Source organism: Salmonella sp. 2020_1395, from assembly GCF_043848115.1.
GTDB classification, from domain to species: Bacteria; Pseudomonadota; Gammaproteobacteria; order Enterobacterales; family Enterobacteriaceae; genus Salmonella; species Salmonella enterica.
This window is the reverse complement of record NZ_JBCMFH010000019.1, coordinates 17,175-37,952: the sequence shown is the minus strand read 5'-3', so window position 1 is coordinate 37,952 and position 20,778 is coordinate 17,175. Positions and strand designations below refer to the sequence as shown.

Below are 20,778 nucleotides of genomic sequence, written 5' to 3'. Positions count from 1 at the left end.
TTTTTTCGCCTCTGACTTTCGTTTTTGGCCATTTCGTCCAGACTTAAGTCACTTAGTCTCGCCGGCCCCGACTCCGGCGAGCCAATTAAAAGAGGAACACATCATGGCTAATCCAACCATTATCAGGCTACAGGATGGCAACGTAATGCCACAACTTGGGCTGGGAGTCTGGAAAGCAAGCAATGAAGAGGTGATCGCGGCGATTCATAAAGCGCTGGAGGTGGGCTATCGATCGATTGATACCGCCACAGCATATCAGAATGAAGAAGGCGTCGGCAAAGCGCTAAAAGCAGCGAGCGTAGCGCGGGATGAGCTGTTTATCACCACCAAGTTGTGGAATGACGATCAAAAACGTCCCCGCGAAGCCCTGCAGGAGAGTCTGAAAAAACTGCAGCTTGATTATCTCGATCTCTATCTGATGCACTGGCCTGTACCGGCTATCGATCACTATGTCGACGCCTGGAAGGGCATGATCGCGCTGCAAAAAGAGGGGCTGGTAAAGAGTATCGGGGTCTGTAACTTTCAGATCCATCACCTCCAGCGTCTGATCGATGAAACCGGCGTTACCCCTGTGATCAACCAGATCGAGCTTCACCCCTTGATGCAACAGCGCCAGCTACATGCGTGGAATGCGACGCATAAAATCCAGACCGAGTCCTGGAGCCCGCTGGCGCAGGGTGGCGAAGGCGTATTCGATCAGAAAGTGATTCGCGAACTGGCGGATAAATACGGCAAAACGCCCGCCCAGATTGTTATTCGCTGGCATCTGGACTGCGGGCTGGTCGTCATTCCGAAATCCGTCACCCCTTCCCGTATCGCGGAAAACTTTGCTGTCTGGGATTTCCGTCTCGATAAAGATGAATTAGGCGAGATCGCAAAACTGGATCAAGGAAAACGCCTCGGTCCCGATCCGGATCAGTTCGGCGGTTAAGCCGGATTTATCGCACGCCATGCCCGACGATGTCGTCGGGCTTTTTTGCATTCCGAAACATTAAGAAACAATTACGCGCATTTAACAGTATATTTCCCCCACACACAAGCGCAGAATTATTCTGATTTTGTGAATATTTATTCATATTTATTATGAATTTACTTAATACATATAAAATATTTATGGATGTGTGATTGTGGCGGAAAAAAAATCTCAGGGCGTCAAATGGCTCCCATTTATTCTTATTCTGGTTATCGCCGCCGGACTGTGGCAGCTAACGCCCCCTTCCGGGTTAAGCGCACCGGCCTGGCATTCCGCGATTATTTTTGTCGCGACGATCGCCTCTATCGTGGCGAAAGTGCTGCCTATTGGCGCGGTCGGTATTATCGGCATCACCGTCTTTGCGCTCGCCTATGCTGCCGGCGACAAAACGGCCAGCGGCGCGATTACCACGGCCTTGAGCGAGCTGAACAGTTCGCTGATCTGGCTTATCGTCGTCGCCTTTATGATTGCCCGTGGGTTTATCAAAACCGGGCTGGGTCGGCGTATCGCCCTACAAATGATCCGTCTGTTAGGTAAACGAACGCTGGGTCTGGCTTATGGCCTGGCGTTTGCCGATCTGATCCTCTCCCCCGCGATGCCCAGTAACACCGCGCGCTGCGGCGGCGTGATTTACCCGATCGCCGACTCGCTGGCGCGCAGCTTTGATTCACATCCGGAAGATGAGTCTCGCAGCAAAATCGGCACCTTTCTGATCACCTGTATTGGCAATGTTAACGACGTCACCGCCGCACTGTTTATGACCGGTTATACGGGTAACCTGCTGGCGGTAAAACTGGCGGCGAACGCCGGCGTTACGTTGAGCTGGGGAAGCTGGTTTATCGCCGCGCTCCTGCCTTGCCTGGTCTCTTTTCTTATCGTCCCGCTGCTGGTCTACTGGCTGACGCGCCCGGAAATTAAACATACGCCGGATGCGCCGGATTTGGCGCGCAAAGAGCTGGCGCAAATGGGCAGTATGACGCGCGGCGAGTGGCTCATGCTGGCGACCGTCGGCGTGTTGCTGGTGCTATGGATTTTTGGCAGCTCGCTCGGCGTGGATGCCACGACGGCCTCTTTTGTCGGTCTCTCGATTTTATTACTGAGCGGCGTGCTCACCTGGGAAGACGTTAAAAGCGAAAAAGGCGCCTGGGATACGTTGATTTGGTTTGCCGCGCTGCTGATGATGGCTAACCAGTTGAAGAAACTAGGATTCACCAGCTGGTTTGGCAACCTGATTGGCGACAGCATCGGCAGTACGATGCATGGAACCAGTTGGATAATCATCCTGCTGCTGCTTAACGCAGCCTATTTTTATACCCACTATTTTTTCGCCAGCGGCAACGCGCAAATCGCCGCGCTGTATGCGGTATTTCTGGGTGTCGGTCTGCATCTGAATATACCGGCAGCGCCGATGGCGCTTATGCTGGCGTTTACCAGCAGCCTGTACTGCTCTCTTACGCAGTATACCCACGCACGCGGCCCCATTCTATTTGGCGCCGGATATGTACCGACGGGCGTCTGGTGGCGAACGGGATTTATTATCAGCCTCTTTAATCAGGCGGTCTTTTTGACAGTCGGCCTCGCATGGTGGAAAGTGCTGGGTCTTTACTAAACTCAGTCGCGGAGATAATCGAGCGGTTAACCGTCTCTTCCGGCCCGACATTTGTCGGGCTTTTCGGAAATCATCAACTCCCCCCGTTAGCCCGCACTTGTTAATATTTACAACTCCGCCTCTTCATCAAGGATGTCATCATGAAAGCGTGGTCAACAGGGTCGTTGCCTCTGCTTCTTCTGCTATTTAGTACTGCGGTGTTTGCCGGAGAATCCCCGGAGCAGGCGATTACCCGACTGTATCAGCCGCTGGTGGAAAATAGCGACAAAATATTGTCAGGTGGATTTATCGTCGATTTACGGACGAATGCCAATGTGACAACGGGAGGTATAACGCCCTGGCTGAGCAATAATCTTCTTTGCCGCTGTCAGGACGAGATGTTTGTCTCCGCCGAATTGATTGATACCACGCCGCTGAATGCCGGACGTATTCATGCTCTGGTACAACTGACGCTTAATAAAGAGAACGTCGGCGCTCATCGCTTGTTAGGGCTAACGCTGGTTCGCGATCGCGACAGCGAACTCTGGTTAGTGGAAGATACCGACGACGGAAGCGAACTCCCCAAAAGTCTGCGCAGTGAAATCCGTGAAGATACGAGGATAAAAAGTACGGCGACAAGAGCTGAACCGGGGAGAGATTCATTCTCCTGGCCGATATCTATGGCGGCCTTGCTGGCCAATCCAGAAAAATACCATCTGCAAAAAATAGTGGTCATCGGCGTCGGAAATATCGAATTTGAAGGTAACGCGCTATTCCTTGATAAAGACGCTTGGTTGAATAACGTTGACGGCAACAGCCTGTGGCTGGATATCGGCTTTCCTAACCCGGTCATTACCCTCGCCAAAGCGCGTCAGCTTAACGGCGATTATGTGATGATCGCGGGAACGTTCGATATGGACATGAACGGCCATTTCGGCGCGTGGCCCGGCGGCATTACCGATATCACACGCTACGAGCGCGTAGCACCGCGGGCGGAAAATGAACGTAAAAGGCAGCAGGATATTAAAGAACTCGAGGCCGAAATGGCTAAACAAAAGAGTAAAAAATAATACTGCTTACAGACTCAGATCGGATGGATTAAACCGGGAATAAGGAAACGCCCAATGAAACATATCCTCCTCTTGCTCAGTTTTTTTTTGACGATTCCCGCGCTGGCGCGAACGCCGCCGTTATCGCCAGAGCAGACGGTCAGGCAGATTTACCATAGCTATGAAATAGAATCTGATTCCCTCTATTTTGGTGATACAACGGAAAAATCGCTTATTTCCACGCGGATGAAAAACGTCATTCTCCTGAACGATCGGTTGACCTTACCGGGCGATATTGGCTGGCTGGACTCCGATCCGCTTTGTGACTGCCAGGAATATGACCACCTGGTGTTGGAAAATATAACCATTCACCAGACGGATGTCTCTCATGCTGACGCCACCGTACAGTTTCGCCCTTTCAAAGACTCTCCGGAAGCCATCACACAAACGCTGAAACTGATCGCCGAAGGCGACCGCTGGCTTATTGACGATATTATCAGCCCGCAAGGCAGTCTCTGGCAGGCAATTAATAGCGAAAATCAGAAAACCCTTGCGTCGCTGCGATCGCTGCAAAGAGAGCGCCCGCAACATTTTGTCCGTGAACTTTTCAACCGTCTGGATGATTATAGCTGGCCGTGGACATGGGTTGTTTCCGCACAGTATCGCCAGGCGGTGAATGATTATTCTCAGACAGCATATAAAAATAATGATATTCCTGCATTTGGCCGCCTTAGCCATTTTGCCTGGCCGTGGCGCTGGACGACATCATCTGCGTATCGTAACGCCTTTCTTGCCGACGCCCCTATAACCATCGAACCTGATAACGATCAGGATACGGAAATGGAAACCGATAAGTTATATTTCTATGATAATCCGATATTTTTTGGCAAAGAATCGCAATTTGCCAGGTTGAATAGCATTCAGGTGATTGCAGAAAATAACGATCGCGCACGTATCCATGTCCGTTTTACGCTGACCGATTCGTCAACGAAAGTGCAGGATTTATTGCTTCACCGCACGCAGGGCCAATGGGAGATTGAAGACTTTATCCGCCCGGATGGCGGAAGCCTGCTAAAAGCAATGCAACAGACCACCCGCCGACGCTTATCTACTATTTCACCCAAATAAGAGAAAATTAAGGAACAATAAATGAAAAAATTTTTACTGTGGGAACCATTATTCTGGCGACCAGTCTGTTAAGCGGTTGCGTGAATGAAGAAAGAGTTAATCATTTGTCCTCTGATATTCAGACTCTGAATGCCAAAATAGACAGACTCCAGCGGGATATCAACGCCCTGCGCCCGGAGGTTTATGCGGCCAAAGCCGAGGCCAGTCGTGCGAACACGCGTCTTGATGCGAAGGATTTCTTCGATTGCCTGCGCCTGTATTCAGATTATTAAGCTGTTGCGTTGCTGGCTATCGCACAATAACAGGATATCGCCGGGTTCAGATCCATCCAGATAAACGAAGCGCCGTTTATTACGCTGGTACGGAGATTTCCCGCCAACAAACACAGGAGAAAACGATGACCGTTGCAGATACCGTATTGATTAACGGCAAAGTGGCGACAGTCGATCGTCATTTTCGTTTCACCCGCGCCATCGCGGTGAAAAACGGCTGGATCATCAACGTCGGCGAAGATGAAGAGATAAAAACACATATCGGCCCCGACACGCAGATTATTGATCTGCAAGGCAAGCTGATTCTGCCCGCCGCCCACGATGCCCATGTGCACATTAGCTGGTTGGCGGCGAGCTGGAAATGCGTTAATTGCAGCACGGCACGCACGCTGGAGGCGCTTTTAGCGCTGCTGCGCGAGCGAGCGGCAACAACGCCTCCCGGCCAGTGGATCCACGCCTGCGGCTTCAACCCCGCCATCATCGACAGCCGCCGCCCGCTGACGCGTCATGACATCGACAGCGCGACGCCCAACCACCCTGCCTTTCTGGCCCTCTGGGATGGTCACTCCTGCCTCGTCAACAGCAACGCGCTGGAGATCGTCGGCATCACCCGCGAGACGCAAGATCCCATCGGCGGGTACATTGGTAAAACGCCAGACGGCGAACCGGACGGCAACTTCCTGGATATCCCGGCGCTGCAATTGATTACACAAGCCATGCCGCGCCCGACGGTGGAAGAACTAAAAGAAAACATTATCGCGGCCCAGCGCTTTATGAACCGTGAAGGCTATGCCAGCTATACGGAAGGCGCTATGGGGCCGGGCGAGACGGGCGCCGCTGGCGTATCCGGCATTGCCGCTTACCGCCAGCTACTGGAAGAAAAAAAGCTCACGGCGCGCGTCTCTCTCGCCTTTTATGCCGCCGATAAAGGCGTTCAGTCTTATGAGATTTTAAAACACACGCTGGACGCCAGCGGGCTACCGGAATTCCCCGATAAAAACTGGCTGGACTGCCACAGCGTGAAGATATTCTGCGACGGCGTGCCGATGTCGCACACGGCGTGGATGAATCAGGATTACGCCGACAGGCCGGGTTGGGCTGGTCGTTCGGTATTTTGCGGCCCAACGGCCAGCGAAGAAGAACAAATTCAGGAATTTCATAAAATGGCCCTGCTGGCGCATCAGCGCGGCTACCAGTTAGCCGTTCACGCGGTCGGCGATAAAGCGGTAAAGGTCACCATCGACGGCTTCATTAACGCCATTCAAACCTGCCCTGGCCCGCAGCGCCGCCACTATGTGCTGCATGGTTCAATGGGGGATCGCGAAGATTTCGTCAAGGCGGCGAAATACGGCATTATCTTGTCCGAACAACCCTCCCCCAGCGGATCGGCATACGACTACGAGCGCCGGGCGCAGGTCTGCGGAATCAAAGGCGAAATCGGGAAGGGGCTGAAAGATATCATCGACCTTGGCGTCACGGTGGCGGGCGGCTCCGACGGTATTATGGATCTCGTCAACTGGCGGCAAATGGTGCAGGCGGCGGTCACGCGCAAATCGGCGTCCAGCGGCAAGATTATCCGCCCAGAGCTGGCGATAAGCGTGGCGGACGGCGTGCGAATGTACACTATCAATGCGGCGTATCAGGAGTTTCAGGAACAGGTTCGCGGCTCTATCGAAGTGGGAAAAGTAGCCGATTTTCAGGTACTGGACAGGGACATTTTCTCGGTGCCGCATGAGGATATCGGCAATAGCCAGGTACTGCTGACGATGGTTGACGGCAACATCGTCTGGCAATGCCAGGAACAGGTATTGCAGATAAGGAAAGGCGGATGAAAACCGGGCGGCGGTGTTTTTTCTTGTTAATACTTTGCGCTTTTAGCCAGGGCGCGCAGTGTAGTGAAACGCTTGCGCAGGCGATTATGCGTATTTACGGCTCCCCACAGGATCGGATGAATTATGACATCTGGCTGCGCGGTGAGATGTTAGAGAACCACCGTACCGCATCCGTCGCCAGCAAACCACTTTTTGACACGCCGGCTAATGCGCTGTGTTTTTGCCATAACCCAAACGATATCTCCGTTGAAATACGTCAGGCAAACTCCTTTGCCAGTGATAAATTCGCTGAGGCGGACATTACCCTGAAAGAAAAAAATCACTCGCGCTGGCTAACGCTTCAGTTGCATAAACCGCACGATCGCTGGCTAATTGCCGATGTTGATAATATCGATGATCCGCTGCCGTCACTGGGGCGACAGCTTCACAATGACACACAATTAAAATTATTAATCGCCCCGCAACTGGCAATCAATAATCAAAAAATTGCAGATGTTACTATTGCAGAATTACTTGCTCATCCAGACGAATACCATAGCAGAAAAGTTCGCATTCGTGGTCTGGTCCTCATTGGCTTTGAGCGCCACGCTATTTATGGCGATCCACAGCAAGATGGATTATGGCTGGAAAATTTTCTCGTGCCCTATACCGTAAGCCGTAACCACACAGAGGCGTCGATGGTGGTTGAAGGCATCTTTGATATGCGTGTATCCGGACATTTAAGTCATTATCCTGGTGGAATAACAAATATTACCCGTTATGAGAAAGTGCAGCCCACAAGGGCGAGTGCGGTTACAGATATTTCATTCACCGATCTTCTTCAGCATCCGGATCATTATCATCAGAAAAAAATACGTTTACGCGGATACGTTATTCTCGGTTTTGAACATGCGGCGATTTATGCCAATAAAGACGCAACGCAGAGAGAAAATGGATTTTGGTTGGGAAATTTCGTCACTAATATTCCTCTCGACCTCCAGAAGGACGGAGGATACGAGGTGCTGATTGAAGGCACTTTTAACAAAGACGGGCATGGTCATATGGGGCTCAGCGCAGGCGAGATAACCGACATATCTCACTACGAGACAATCACGCTCCCAGAAAACGTAATCCAGATTAAAAACCAGGGAGCAAAGGAATGAACAACACCCTGATTTTAAATAGCAATAAGATTTTCTCTTTACCGGGTTTATCGTCGATTTACGCAGTAATGCAAATGTCACTAAAAGCCACATCACGCCCTGGTTAAGCAGTCGGCTGCTCTGCAACTGTCAGGATTTCGAAAATCTGGCGCTGGAGGATGTCGATATCATGCCAAAAGACGCCAGCCACGTCGATGCAACCGCGCGCGTGCAGATTCAACTCACGCCTGGCGAAAACAAGACAGCTACGTTGTTCAGGCAGGAGATTGTGCTACAGGGTATTGAGGGGCACGGATGATTGCTGATGTGATTCGCGAACAAAGCGGCAGCCTGCTGGCGCAAATGCGCACGATAACCATCCGCATAGAAAAGGAATAAAAATATGTATCGTTCACTTTGCCCAATCTGCCGTGTAAACCGGCTAATGACGCCTCACGAAGTGGGCGACGTCTGCCCGTTAATGTCGGATTTCGGCTACGCCTCATCCAACCTATAGTCAACGGGATCGAAGCGCTGTCTGTGTTCACACTGCCTGCGACAATAACACCTGACAGGATAGGTTCTTAACGTCGGGTTACCTGAATATTACGGCCCGTAGCTAAAAAGCTCATATAGCCACCATCCAGGAACCGCAGCAATGATGCCAGCTAAAATGATTCCTGCACAAAACGATAGTCTGTTTTCACTTTTTTCAGAATTACATGCTTTAACGGCCAGTATGATTATCAAAATAGCCATTAGAGCAACGACAAAAAGACAAGGTATAATAATCATACCCATGATATCCCCTCCTCTGGGGCTGTGTGCAAGCATCATGCCTTAATCATTAAGGTAATATATAATTAATTTATACAATCAATAATATTGAAATAAAATATAAATCTCCCCGTAATTTAGCAATTACTAAAGACCGATACAATATATTTAGATGTCTGTTACTTCCAAAAACATTAGCTTCCAGAAGCAACAGATTCAAAGGTAATTAACGCCCTGCGCCTTTCCCGCGCTTCTTATTCGCAGCAAGCCCCTGCCGCTGATGTTCCACCGGCGTATGCTTGGTCAACGCCGGGCGCGTGTTGCGGTTCTGGCGACGCGCTTCGCGCATCTCTTCAATGGTCGGCGCAGGCACCAGACACTCACGGCGACCGCCAATCAAATGCTTTTTCCCCATCGCTTCCAGCGCCTGGCGAATCAGCGGCCAGTTCGCCGGATCGTGATAACGCAGCAGCGCCTTATGCAGGCGACGTTGCCTGTCTCCCTTCGGCACCACCACATCTTCACTCTTATAACCAATTTTACCCAGCGGGTTTTTGCCGGTGTAATACATGGTGGTCGAATTCGCCAACGGCGACGGGTAGAAGTTCTGCACCTGATCCAAACGGAAGCGGTGGCGCTTGAGCCACAGCGCCAGATTCACCATATCCTCGTCCCGCGTGCCCGGATGCGCGGAGATAAAATATGGGATCAGATACTGCTCTTTTCCGGCCTGTTTAGAGTAAAGGTCAAATAACTCTTTAAAGCGATCGTAGCTGCCCATACCCGGCTTCATCATTTTCGACAGCGGACCTTCTTCAGTATGCTCCGGCGCAATCTTCAGATAGCCGCCCACATGATGGCTTGCCAGCTCTTTAATGTAGCGAGGATCTTCTACAGCGATGTCGTAGCGCACGCCGGAGGCAATTAAGATTTTCTTAATGCCTTTCAGCTCACGGGCGCGGCGATAAAGATTGATCGTCGGCGTATGGTCAGTATCCATATGCGGACAGATATCCGGATAGACGCATGACAGGCGACGACAGGTCTGCTCCGCACGCGGCGACTTACAGCGCAGCATATACATGTTCGCGGTAGGACCGCCCAGATCGGAGATCACGCCGGTAAACCCCGGCACCGTGTCGCGGATCGCTTCGATCTCGTTGATGATAGAGTCTTCTGAACGGCTCTGAATGATGCGCCCTTCATGTTCAGTGATCGAGCAGAAAGAGCAGCCGCCAAAGCAGCCGCGCATGATATTGATCGAAAAGCGGATCATCTCATAGGCCGGAATACGGGCATTGCCGTAAGCCGGGTGCGGCACACGCTGATACGGCAGCGCAAACACGCTATCCATCTCTTCAGTGGAGAGCGGTATGGCGGGCGGGTTGATCCAGACATAGCGGTCGCCGTGTTTTTGCATCAGCGCCCGCGCGCAGCCAGGGTTAGTTTCGTGATGCAGAATACGCGACGCATGGGCGTACAGCACCTTGTCGCCTTTCACCTTTTCAAAGGATGGCAGCAGGATATAGGTTTTTTCCCACGGCTTCGGACGCGGCGGCTGCACGGTAATCGCTTTAGCTTCCTGCTTTTTCGGCGCGACCGGCTTGTTATCCGCGCACGGCAGATCCTCGCCATAGGGATGGGGAATTGGATCGATTTTACCCGGCGTGTCCAGACGAGTGGAGTCGACGCCGCTCCAGCCAGGCAGCGCTTCTTTAACCATAATCGCAGTGTTACGCACATCACGAATCTGATCGATGGTTTCGCCCATTGCCAGACGATGCGCCACTTCCACCAGTGGACGCTCGCCGTTGCCAAACATCAGCATGTCGGCTTTGGAATCGACTAACACCGAACGACGCACAGTATCAGACCAGTAGTCGTAATGCGCGGTACGGCGCAGACTGGCCTCAATGCCGCCAAGGATCACCGGGACATCTTTCCACGCTTCTTTGCAACGCTGGGTATAGACCAGCGTGGCGCGGTCCGGGCGTTTGCCCGCGACGTTATCCGGGGTGTAGGCGTCATCGTGGCGCAGCTTACGGTCAGCGGTGTAACGGTTGATCATCGAGTCCATGTTGCCGGCGGTGACGCCGAAGAACAGGTTCGGTTTTCCCAGACGCATAAAGTCGTCTTTGCTGTTCCAGTCCGGCTGGGCGATGATCCCCACGCGGAAGCCCTGCGCTTCCAGCATACGACCGCAAATCGCCATGCCGAAGCTCGGATGGTCGACGTAGGCGTCGCCGGTTACCAGAATAATGTCGCAGCTATCCCAGCCAAGTTGATCCATCTCGTCACGTGACATCGGCAAAAACGGCGCCGGCCCAAAGCAGGCGGCCCAGTACTGCGGCCAGGAGAAAAGGTCGCGATCCGGTTGGATCAGGGAGATAGCGCTCATATTGCTTCCAAAACGATTGGCAAAAAAATAATCAAAGGTCGGGGATTATAAGCCGTATCTATAGCGAAAATGAAGGAGATTATCGCCTTATATGCAGGGCTGGCGCGAAATAGAAACAACTTTCAACGGTCTGGCCTGAGGCGTTTGAAATTGGTCTTATGAATATCTCCAAATTGGTATGCAATTAATTATACCCACGTCTAAAAACGCAGTATCGTCATAACAACAAAAAGTAAAAAAACATCACATTATCAGCAATATATAAAAAAACTTCGCTGAATTGCCCACGACGCTGTTTTTACCATGACTTTCTTCTGTGAACCAGATCTCTTTCTTTGGTCTATTGATTAAATTAAATTGGCTGACAGAATTCAGGGGATAAAGAACACCATCACCACGCCTTTCCCCTACGCAACACCTTACGTATCAGCAGGTTATTAATTAATCAACGATAACCACAGGAATCCCAACCTATAAGGAAGCAGATATGAAAAACACACGTTCATTCACAACATCAGCGGTATTACTGGCCGGCTGTTTGCTGTTGGCATTTCCAGCGCTCGCCAAAACGACGCTGAAACTGAGCCACAATCAGGATAAAAGCCACGCCGTTCACAAAGCGATGAGCTATCTGGCCGATAAAGCGAAAGCCTATTCGGACGGCGAATTAAATATTCGTATTTACCCCAACGCCACGCTGGGCAACGAACGTGAATCGCTGGAATTGATGAACTCCGGCGCTCTGCAAATGGTGAAAGTCAATGCGGCATCGCTGGAGTCTTTTGCGCCGGAATATAGCGTGTTTAGCCTGCCGTTTTTATTCCGCGACCGCGATCACTACTACAACGTACTGAAAAGCGACTTAGGGAAACGCATTCTCGCGTCCTCCGAAAGCAAAGGCTTCGTCGGCTTAACCTGGTACGACGGCGGCGCCCGCAGTTTTTACGCTGGTAAGCCCATCACTCAACCCGACGATTTAGCCGGTATGAAAATCAGAGTGCAGCAAAGCCCCAGCGCTATCGCGATGGTGAAAGCGCTCGGCGGCGTGCCGACGCCGATGGCGCAAGGCGAACTCTATACCGCGCTCCAGCAAGGCGTGGTCGATGGCGGCGAAAACAACCCCGTGGTTTATGCCGATATGCGTCATGCGGAGGTGGCGAAATTCTATTCCCGCGACGAGCACACGATGGTGCCGGATGTCCTGGTCATCAGTACCAAAGTACTTAACAAATTGAGCGATAAAGAGCGGAAAGCGTTATATAAAGCCGCAGATGAATCCATGCAGCAAATGAAAGACGTCATCTGGCCCGCCGCGGAAAAAGAGGCTTATGAGAGCATGAAGGCCATGAACGCGACCGTTGTTGATATTGATAAATCCGCGTTCAAACAGCGTGTTAAGCCCTTGTTTGATGAGTTCCGCGCGAAAGATGCTCAGTCAGCGAAGGATCTGGAATACATCGAGAATATGTAAATCTGCCGGGCAGGGTTCTCCTGCCCTTTACAGGATGTAATATGCGAATACTCACCAATGCACTGAACAAAATACTGGCCGGGTGCTGCTGTATTATTCTGGCGGTCATGGTTGCCTGCGTATCCTGGCAGGTGGCGGCGCGCTTTATATTCAACGCGCCAAGCAGCACGCTCGACGAATTCACCCAGATTCTTTTTATGTGGATGATTCTGTTAGGCGGCGTCTATACCGCCGGATTAAAAAAACATTTAGCTATCGATTTGTTAGCGCAAAAACTCTCCCGAACGCCCGCCCTCGTGCTCGACAGTATCATTCAGGTGATTATTACCGTGTTCGCACTGATTTTTATGGTGTACGGCGGTGATATTATTGTTGAAAAAGCGGCGCACGTCAGCCAAATGTCCCCGGTATTAAAATGGCCTATGGATAAAGTCTATTGGGTCATGCCGATTAGCGGCGTCATCCTGGTGTACTACACCATTGTGAACGTTATTGATAATTATCATCAGCGCCATCTTCGCTAACGAGGGATATATGGACTTTGAATATATTTACCCAATAATTGTTTTATTTGGCAGTTTTGCCATTATGCTGGCGGTCGGCGTTCCTATTACATTCGCTATCGGGCTGTCGTCCTTATTCTCAATCCTGATAGCCCTTCCCCCGGATGCGGCAATCTCGGTTATTTCGCAAAAAATGACCGTCGGTCTCGATGGCTTTACGCTGCTGGCGATCCCCTTTTTTGTGTTAGCCGGCAATATCATGAATACCGGGGGAATCGCCCGGCGCCTGGTGAATCTGGCTCAGGCGTTAGTTGGCCGCCTTCCCGGTTCGCTGGCGCACTGCAATATTCTGGCGAACACCCTGTTTGGCGCGATATCCGGCTCGGCTGTCGCTTCTGCGGCCGCGGTGGGCGGCATCATGTCGCCATTACAGGAAAAAGAGGGCTACTCTCCGGCGTTCTCTACGGCGATCAACGTCGCTTCGGCGCCGATTGGCCTGATGATCCCGCCCAGCAACGTGCTAATTGTCTATTCGCTGGCTAGCGGCGGCACCTCTGTCGCCGCCCTGTTTTTGGCAGGCTACCTGCCCGGCATCTTAACCGCGCTGGCTTTAATGACGGTAGCGGCGCTGTATGCCCATCGCCACCATTACCCGGTTGCCGAACGTATCAACCTGCGGCAGTTTCTGTCGGTATTCCGCGATTCATTGCCCAGCCTGTTGCTGATATTTATTATTATCGGCGGCATTATCGGCGGCGTATTTACGCCAACAGAGGCCTCTGCGATCGCGGTAATCTATAGCCTGGCGCTGGCGGCCATTTATCGAGAAATTAATGTGAGTAAGTTGCGCGATATTCTGCTGGATTCGGTAGTAACCAGCTCTATTGTTCTCTTACTGGTCGGCTGCTCAATGGGAATGTCATGGGCGATGACCAATGCCGATGTTCCTGAACTGATTAATGAAATGATTACCAGCGTGTCCGAAAATAAATGGGTCATCTTGCTGATTATCAATCTCATTTTGTTATTCGTCGGGACATTTATGGATATTACCCCGGCTATTCTAATCTTTACGCCTATTTTCCTTCCCATTGCTCAACATCTGGGAATCGACCCTGTCCATTTTGGCATTATTATGGTTTTCAATTTAACCATCGGACTGTGTACGCCCCCGGTAGGCACTATTTTGTTCGTCGGTTGCAGTATCGGCAAAATCAGTATTGATAAAGTCGTCAAACCGCTATTACCGATGTTTCTGGCACTCTTTGTGGTCATGGCGATGATTTGCTACTTCCCGCAGTTGAGTCTGCTGCTTCCCACGCTGTTTGCTCCTTCCTGAAAACCCTGACGGGTCTGCGCTATTCAGACCCGTACTCGGACGCTTTACGACGCTGGATTCACCAGCATTTGCCCAATCGAGCCGCGGTCAGCCATTTCCAGCGTCTGGCTGTTGAAATAGAACGGGAAGTGCGGCCAGGACGGCTGACCGTAATAGACCAGCAATTCGACTTGCCCATCCACCCAGACGGTATCTTTCCAGCCTCTATCTTCCGGGAACGGCATAGCGCCGTTGACGTTACGAATCAGGAAAGAGACGCCCTCAATATGGAACGACTGCGGCATATCGGCGCGTACCGTCCAGCGCTCCCAGGTGCCTTGTTGGGCGGTAATATCAATGCGATTCACATCCCACAGTTGGCCGTTAATCCCCGGATCGTCGCCAAGACTGATGTCCCGACTGCGGACAGGCGCGCCGCTCATGATCTCCGTCGGCAACAGACGCATCGGCAGATTATCGGTCACCAGCGGCAGCAATCCGGTTGGCCGTAACGTCAGCACCAGGGTCGAAACCAGAATACTGGAAGGCTCAAAGAAACCGCGAATCCGATCGACTATGCTGGCCGCTTCCCCGCAGGTGATCGAGACTTCGTCGCCGTTGGTCATATCAACCAGGATTTCACGTCGCTCGCCGGGCGCCAGTGACAACTGTTTGACGGAAACCGGCGCAGGTAAAAAGCCCTGATCGCCTGAAATCACATGCAGCGCCCGGCCATCGCTCATCTGAAGCTGATAGCGCCGCGAGTTCGAGGCGTTCAACAACCGTAACCGCACCCAGCCGCGGGACACTTCGACATAGGGGCTTTGCGCGCCGTTCACCAGCAGAGTATCGCCGACAAAACCACCGCTTCCCGGTTCGCTATACTCCGGCGTCCCAAAGTTATCCAGCCGTTTATCCTGGATAATGACGGGAAAATCATCCACGCCGTAATGGTTCGGAATGGGCAGCGTTTTACTGATGTCGTCTTCGACCAGCCACATTCCGGCCAGGCCGTTATACACCTGCTGCGCAGTGCGGTTAGGCGTGTTAGCGTGATACCACAGCGTGGCGGCGCTCTGACGAATCGGCAACACCGGCGCCCAGTCCGCGTTCGGCGACATCATACGCGCCGGGCCACCCATCAGCGGCCCCGGCACCAGTAAACCAGCAACCGTCATGGAGACATTTTCTGCCAGGCGGTTGCTATAGATGAGTTTAACGTCATCGCCTTTCCAGACGCGGATTGTCGGCCCCAGATAACGACCGTTCACTCCCCAGACCGGCGCGCGCGTGCCTTGCGTAAAGGACCAGTGCGCTCGCTGTAGCGTCATAAACAACGGCTGCCCGCGACGGGACTCCAGCAACGGCGGAACAGGCAACGGCTGTTGCTGACCGGCAGCATTCGCCCTGAGGGGAATCGCGCCTGCACATAGTGCGATTCCCGATGCCTGAAGAAACTGACGCCGACTGAATGACATATAAGCTCCATGTAAAACAGGCTAAAGAGTTGTGCCTGAAAAAATGATTTCTACAATAACAGAGTAAGGCTGCTTAAACCTTACCGGTCGCTTCACGTTCCGCAACCTCTTTATCAAGTTCCGCGATTTTTTGCTCCATTAACGCACGGCAGTGGGCCGCCAGCTCGCGAACCTGATCTTTACCATATTCGCTGACGTCGACTGGCGGCAGCATTTCCACAATAACCAGTCCGTTGTTCAGGCGGTTTAGATTGACTTTGTTAGAGGTGTTGGAAACGCAGACAGGAATGATCGGCACACCAGCCGCGATAGCCGCATGAAACGCGCCGGTTTTAAACGGCAGCAGACCGCGTCCCCGGCTACGCGTACCTTCAGGGAACATCCAGATAGAAATACGGCGCTTTTTAAAATGGTTAACCACTGCCGCAATGGTGCTATGCGCTTTGGCGCGGTTATTACGGTCAATCAACAGATTACCGGTCAGCCAGTACAGTTGCCCAAAAAACGGGATCCAAAGCAGGCTTTTTTTCCCCACCGTCACCGTTGGCGGCTGCACAATATTCGCCGCCGTGACCATATCATAATTATTCTGGTGGTTAGCAATATAGATAGCATTGCCATAGTTTTCCGCGTCGGCGGGTTTGCGGCACTCCACTTTCAGGCCAAACAGCGGGGCCAGACGGCCGAACATATGTCCAAACGTCGCCACGTGTTTTGGGTTACGTGGGCTGAAAAGGCAGTAAATAGAACCGAAAACACAGACCAGAATGGAGTAAATAACGGTAACAATAAGACGAAAAATATATAGCATAACAACCTCTGAAGGCCTAAGAGCCCGGCATTCTACGTCACCTGAAATTCAGGTTAGGATTTTGGTAAGTGTGGCTCTCTGGAAAAACGTATTGTTAATCGCAATGCACGAATAAACAACGGTTTTACGGGAAATTTTAATGTTAATCCGATCTGAAACCGTAGGCCGGATAAGACGCTACTGCGTCGTCATCCGGCAACGGCAGAGCGCCGGATGGCGGCTTAGATGCCTTGTCCGGCCTACGGGTGCCCCTCTCTTACTCTTCGCTGTCGCCATGACTTACGCGATGCGGTGAATCAATCTCAATGCGATCGATACGCTGCAGGCCGCGCATTAATGTGCCACGGCGTCCGCGTTCGCCGACCACCTTCTGTAACTCTTCAGGGCGCAGTTTGATTTTGCGCTTCCCGACATGGATAGTCAGAGTGCTTTGTGGCGGCAGCACGTACAGGTGCGCCAGTCCATCATCGCCTTTCGCCGCTTCCGCAGAGGGGATATTAATGATCTTATTCCCTTTGCCTTTCGACAGCTGCGGCAGAGAGTCTACCGGGAACATCAACATCCGTCCGGCCTGGGTAATCGCCAGCAGCATATCGTGCTCGTCTTCAATCACCAGCGGCGGCATGACGTGCGCATTTTCCGGCAGTGTAATCAACGCTTTACCGGCACGGTTACGGGCAACCAGATCGTTAAACGTACAAACGAAGCCGTAGCCCGCATCCGACGCCATCAGCAGTTTCTGGTCATCGCCTTCCATCAGCATATGCTCCACGGTCGCCCCCGGCGGCAGCGTGAGTTTGCCGGTCAGCGGCTCGCCCTGCCCACGCGCCGACGGAAGCGTAATGGGATCAATAGCATAGCTGCGCCCGGTGGTATCAATAAACACCACCGGTTGATTGCTCTTACCTTTCACCGCGGCTTTAAAGCTGTCGCCCGCTTTATAGTTAAGCCCCGGCGCATCAATATCATGACCTTTGGCGCTGCGCACCCAGCCCATCTGCGACAGCACGATAGTCACCGGTTCGGACGGCAGCATGTCGTGTTCGCTCATCGCTTTAGCTTCTTCGCGCTCACGCAGCGGAGAACGGCGATCGTCGCCATAGGCATCGGCGTCCGCCTGTAGTTCTTTTTTCAGCAAGGTATTCATTTTGCGTTCGGACGCGAGAATGCCCTGCAACTGGTCACGCTCTTTTTCCAGCTCGTCCTGCTCGCCGCGAATTTTCATCTCTTCCAGTTTGGCGAGATGGCGCAGTTTCAGTTCGAGAATCGCTTCCGCCTGGGTTTCGCTGATGCCGAAACGCGACATCAGCGCGGGTTTTGGCTCATCCTCGTTACGGATAATCTCAATCACTTCGTCGATGTTGAGAAACGCCACCAGCAAACCTTCGAGAATATGCAGGCGCTTAAGCACTTTCTCCAGACGATAGTTCAGACGACGGCGTACCGTGTCGCGACGGAACGCCAACCACTCGGTGAGGATCTCCAGCAGGTTTTTCACCGCCGGACGACCATCCAGACCGATCATGTTCAGGTTAATACGGTAGCTTTTTTCCAGATCGGTGGTGGCGAACAGATGGTTCATCACCTGCTCCATATCCACACGGTTGGAGCGCGGGACAATCACTAAACGCGTCGGGTTTTCGTGATCTGATTCATCGCGCAGATCGTCCACCATCGGCAGTTTTTTATTACGCATCTGCGCAGCAATCTGTTCCAGCACTTTCGCGCCAGAGACCTGATGCGGCAGCGCGGAAATTACCACGGCGCCGTCTTCTTTGGTCCATACCGCGCGCATACGCACGGAGCCCCGCCCGTTTTCGTAAATTTTACGAATTTCCGCACGTGGGGTAATGATCTCCGCTTCGGTCGGGTAATCCGGCCCCTGGACGATATCCAGCAACTGATCCAGCGTCGTTTTCGGCTGCTCAATCAGCGTAATCGCCGCTTTCGCCACTTCGCGCAGGTTGTGCGGCGGGATATCTGTTGCCATCCCCACCGCAATACCGGTGGTGCCGTTCAGCAGGATGTTCGGCAGACGCGCCGGTAACATTTTCGGTTCCTGCATCGTGCCGTCGAAGTTTGGCACCCAGTCCGCCGTCCCCTGGCCGAGTTCGCTTAACAGCAGCTCGGCATATTTGGACAGGCGAGATTCGGTATAACGCATTGCCGCGAATGACTTCGGATCATCCGGCGCGCCCCAGTTTCCCTGGCCATCGACCAGCGGGTAACGGTAAGAGAACGGCTGCGCCATCAGCACCATGGCTTCATAGCAGGCGCTGTCGCCGTGCGGATGATACTTACCCAGTACGTCACCGACGGTACGGGCGGATTTTTTAAATTTAGCGCTGGCGTTCAGCCCCAGCTCTGACATCGCATAGACGATGCGGCGCTGTACCGGCTTCAGGCCGTCGCCAATAAACGGCAACGCACGATCCATGATCACGTACATGGAGTAGTTTAAGTAGGCGTTTTCCGTAAATTCATGTAGCGCAAGGCGCTCTGCCATATCGCTCATTAACAGGGGATCCTCAATCTGCATGCTGACCGTTCGGACGGCAATATTGCCGCAGATAATACCCTATCTCACGGTCTGAGTCACAAACCGTGAGCCAGGTGACGAGGAAGTTAACGAAGCGGCAGATAGATATCCGTCAGCAGCTCATGTTCCGCCACCTCATTGACGAAATTCAGGTACTGGAAGAAGACCGGAAAATCGCGCAGCGTCTCGCCGCTGGCCGGTAGCCATTCGCGGAATAAATACCACACGCTCTCCGGGAGGCTGTCGAGCGATCCCTGATGGCGTACCACCGCGCAGCGCCCGCCAGGAATCTCGCTATTCACCACGCCAACGTCATTTTCGGCTATCGGCTGGTGGACGCTGCCGCAGATATCAAAGCGGAATTGATCCGGCGGCGTCGTCTGCGGGTCGTGCCAGGCAATACCAAAAGTTTGACTGCTGGCAATCGGCGACTGGCCCGTTTCGCGCCGCCATGCAATAAATTTCGCCGCGCTGGCGTTGACCTTATCCGGATGCCCCAGATGCGTCAGCATCGCGACGCGGGTAGGTGGAAATTCAACGATTTTTACGTCCATGACATGCTGCTCCTGTAACGCAAGTTTAGGAACGCGTTGGTGCCAGGCCAGCCAGTCCGGCGATTGCCGAAACCGGCGCGGGCTTTGACCAAACGCGGTTTTGAAAGCACGTGTGAACGACTCCGGATTCTGAAACCCGGCATCCAGCGCGATATCGATAACTTTATCTTGCGGATTAAACGCCAGCCGCCATGACGCCCGGCGCAAACGCAGCCACTGGATATAGCGATAGAGCGGAAGCCCGCTCCAGACGGTAAACTGCCGGTGAAAATGAAACGGCGAGCTGTGCGCCATCCGGCTTAACACCTCAAGCGACAGAGGCTCATCCAGATGACGCTCAATGTGGTCGCAAACGCGCCGCAGACGTTCGGAATAAGCCGCGCTGATCAGGTCATTCATCACTGCCTCCTTGTGGCCTATTCTGCCCACCGGGCGGCTGTGAATCCTGACCGATCTTGCGCAATGTGGGATTACGGATTCACTTTACGAATCTGTTTTACGTCGATTTCGACAGAGTTCCAGTCTTTATCCACTTCGCCCTGAATTTCAACGGTATCCTGCGGGGTTACGGTCAGGCCGTTCCAGCGCTTGTGGTCAATATCCACATTGATAGTACCGGTCGCATCTTTAAACACATACAGGTCGTCGGAAATGCGCTCGACGATATTCCCGCGCAGCGTTACCCACGCATCGTCACGCAGCGATTTAGCGCTCTCTACCGTCGTGCTGCTGCCGTTCGGGCCGACAAATCCGCCGCCTTGCGTTTGCGTCGCCGACGGGCCGGAGAAACCGCCCTGCTGAGCCGCCAGAACCGGGGTAGAACACAGTGCCATAACGGCAACGATTGCAGCTAATTTTTTCATGATTACTTTTCCCTTTCATGTCGTTTCAGATCCATTTAATAAGGTAATCCTTAACAACTTCTTAAGGCAAAAAAAGAATCTTTTTTTCTGTACATCGCCTGCG

At 52.6% G+C, this 20,778-nt stretch carries 17 protein-coding genes and 1 pseudogene; 11 read left to right on the top strand and 7 right to left on the bottom strand.

The annotated features are described in order from the left end of the window. The first annotated feature begins 103 nt into the window (after positions 1 to 103). The 8 genes and pseudogenes from dkgA (at position 104) to ACH0WD_RS21645 (ending at position 8,282) form a co-directional block, all read left to right on the top strand. A complete protein-coding gene (gene dkgA, locus ACH0WD_RS21680; protein ID WP_000013096.1) occupies positions 104 to 931 on the top strand; it encodes a 2,5-didehydrogluconate reductase DkgA in 828 nt (275 codons plus the stop codon). A 165-nt stretch (positions 932 to 1,096) separates the two neighbouring features. Further along, positions 1,097 to 2,582 (top strand): annotated as a pseudogene (locus ACH0WD_RS21675) (DASS family sodium-coupled anion symporter). A 140-nt stretch (positions 2,583 to 2,722) separates the two neighbouring features. Beyond that, positions 2,723 to 3,631 (top strand): hypothetical protein, encoded by a 909-nt coding sequence (locus ACH0WD_RS21670; protein WP_000649289.1) that lies wholly within the window; start codon positions 2,723 to 2,725, stop codon positions 3,629 to 3,631. A 54-nt stretch (positions 3,632 to 3,685) separates the two neighbouring features. Next, positions 3,686 to 4,738, top strand: a complete 1,053-nt coding sequence (locus ACH0WD_RS21665) for a DUF3828 domain-containing protein (RefSeq protein WP_000680564.1) — start codon at positions 3,686 to 3,688, stop codon at positions 4,736 to 4,738. 29 nt (positions 4,739 to 4,767) lie between these two features. Further along, positions 4,768 to 5,010 (top strand): lipoprotein YqhH, encoded by a 243-nt coding sequence (gene yqhH / locus ACH0WD_RS21660; protein WP_229578409.1) that lies wholly within the window; start codon positions 4,768 to 4,770, stop codon positions 5,008 to 5,010. Between the two features lie 125 nt (positions 5,011 to 5,135). Continuing rightward, the gene (locus tag ACH0WD_RS21655; protein ID WP_000214882.1) at positions 5,136 to 6,842 is read left to right on the top strand and encodes an amidohydrolase; all 1,707 of its coding nucleotides are present in this window, start codon (positions 5,136 to 5,138) and stop codon (positions 6,840 to 6,842) included. Further along, positions 6,839 to 7,984, top strand: coding sequence for a hypothetical protein (locus ACH0WD_RS21650; protein WP_000847942.1), 1,146 nt, complete (start codon positions 6,839 to 6,841; stop codon positions 7,982 to 7,984). The genes ACH0WD_RS21655 and ACH0WD_RS21650 overlap by 4 nt, the downstream gene beginning before the upstream one ends. A 169-nt stretch (positions 7,985 to 8,153) precedes the next feature. Continuing rightward, on the top strand, positions 8,154 to 8,282 hold the full coding sequence (locus tag ACH0WD_RS21645; RefSeq protein ID WP_001747738.1) for a hypothetical protein: 129 nt from the start codon (positions 8,154 to 8,156) through the stop codon (positions 8,280 to 8,282). Positions 8,283 to 8,569: 287 nt separating this feature from the next. Here ACH0WD_RS21645 and ACH0WD_RS21640 read toward each other — a convergent pair whose 3' ends face one another. Beyond that, complete coding sequence (locus ACH0WD_RS21640; protein WP_000525386.1) at positions 8,570 to 8,764, bottom strand: hypothetical protein; 195 nt, start codon at positions 8,762 to 8,764, stop codon at positions 8,570 to 8,572. A 202-nt stretch (positions 8,765 to 8,966) separates the two neighbouring features. After that, positions 8,967 to 11,138 (bottom strand): YgiQ family radical SAM protein, encoded by a 2,172-nt coding sequence (locus tag ACH0WD_RS21635; protein ID WP_001274458.1) that lies wholly within the window; start codon positions 11,136 to 11,138, stop codon positions 8,967 to 8,969. Between the two features lie 487 nt (positions 11,139 to 11,625). On the opposite strand from ACH0WD_RS21635, the gene ACH0WD_RS21630 reads away from it, so the two are divergent. The 3 genes from ACH0WD_RS21630 to ACH0WD_RS21620 are packed head-to-tail and all read left to right on the top strand — an operon-like array spanning position 11,626 to position 14,451. Further along, positions 11,626 to 12,609 (top strand): TRAP transporter substrate-binding protein, encoded by a 984-nt coding sequence (locus tag ACH0WD_RS21630; protein ID WP_000799367.1) that lies wholly within the window; start codon positions 11,626 to 11,628, stop codon positions 12,607 to 12,609. 41 nt (positions 12,610 to 12,650) lie between these two features. Continuing rightward, on the top strand, positions 12,651 to 13,133 hold the full coding sequence (locus ACH0WD_RS21625; RefSeq protein ID WP_001221828.1) for a TRAP transporter small permease: 483 nt from the start codon (positions 12,651 to 12,653) through the stop codon (positions 13,131 to 13,133). A 10-nt stretch (positions 13,134 to 13,143) separates the two neighbouring features. Then, positions 13,144 to 14,451 (top strand): TRAP transporter large permease, encoded by a 1,308-nt coding sequence (locus tag ACH0WD_RS21620; protein WP_000345259.1) that lies wholly within the window; start codon positions 13,144 to 13,146, stop codon positions 14,449 to 14,451. A gap of 44 nt (positions 14,452 to 14,495) precedes the next feature. On the opposite strand, the gene ftsP is transcribed toward ACH0WD_RS21620, so the two are convergent. The 5 genes from ftsP to ACH0WD_RS21595 form a co-directional block, all read right to left on the bottom strand. Beyond that, entirely contained in the window at positions 14,496 to 15,908 is a 1,413-nt protein-coding gene (gene ftsP, locus ACH0WD_RS21615) for a cell division protein FtsP (protein WP_000010658.1), read from the bottom strand. 73 nt (positions 15,909 to 15,981) lie between these two features. Beyond that, complete coding sequence (gene plsC / locus ACH0WD_RS21610; protein ID WP_000965730.1) at positions 15,982 to 16,719, bottom strand: 1-acylglycerol-3-phosphate O-acyltransferase; 738 nt, start codon at positions 16,717 to 16,719, stop codon at positions 15,982 to 15,984. A 256-nt stretch (positions 16,720 to 16,975) separates the two neighbouring features. Beyond that, a complete protein-coding gene (gene parC / locus ACH0WD_RS21605) occupies positions 16,976 to 19,234 on the bottom strand; it encodes a DNA topoisomerase IV subunit A (protein ID WP_001281852.1) in 2,259 nt (752 codons plus the stop codon). A 110-nt stretch (positions 19,235 to 19,344) separates the two neighbouring features. Beyond that, a complete protein-coding gene (locus tag ACH0WD_RS21600) occupies positions 19,345 to 20,211 on the bottom strand; it encodes a GyrI-like domain-containing protein (protein WP_000998810.1) in 867 nt (288 codons plus the stop codon). A 71-nt stretch (positions 20,212 to 20,282) separates the two neighbouring features. Continuing rightward, entirely contained in the window at positions 20,283 to 20,675 is a 393-nt protein-coding gene (locus ACH0WD_RS21595; protein WP_000731552.1) for a YgiW/YdeI family stress tolerance OB fold protein, read from the bottom strand. Positions 20,676 to 20,778 lie beyond the last annotated feature (103 nt).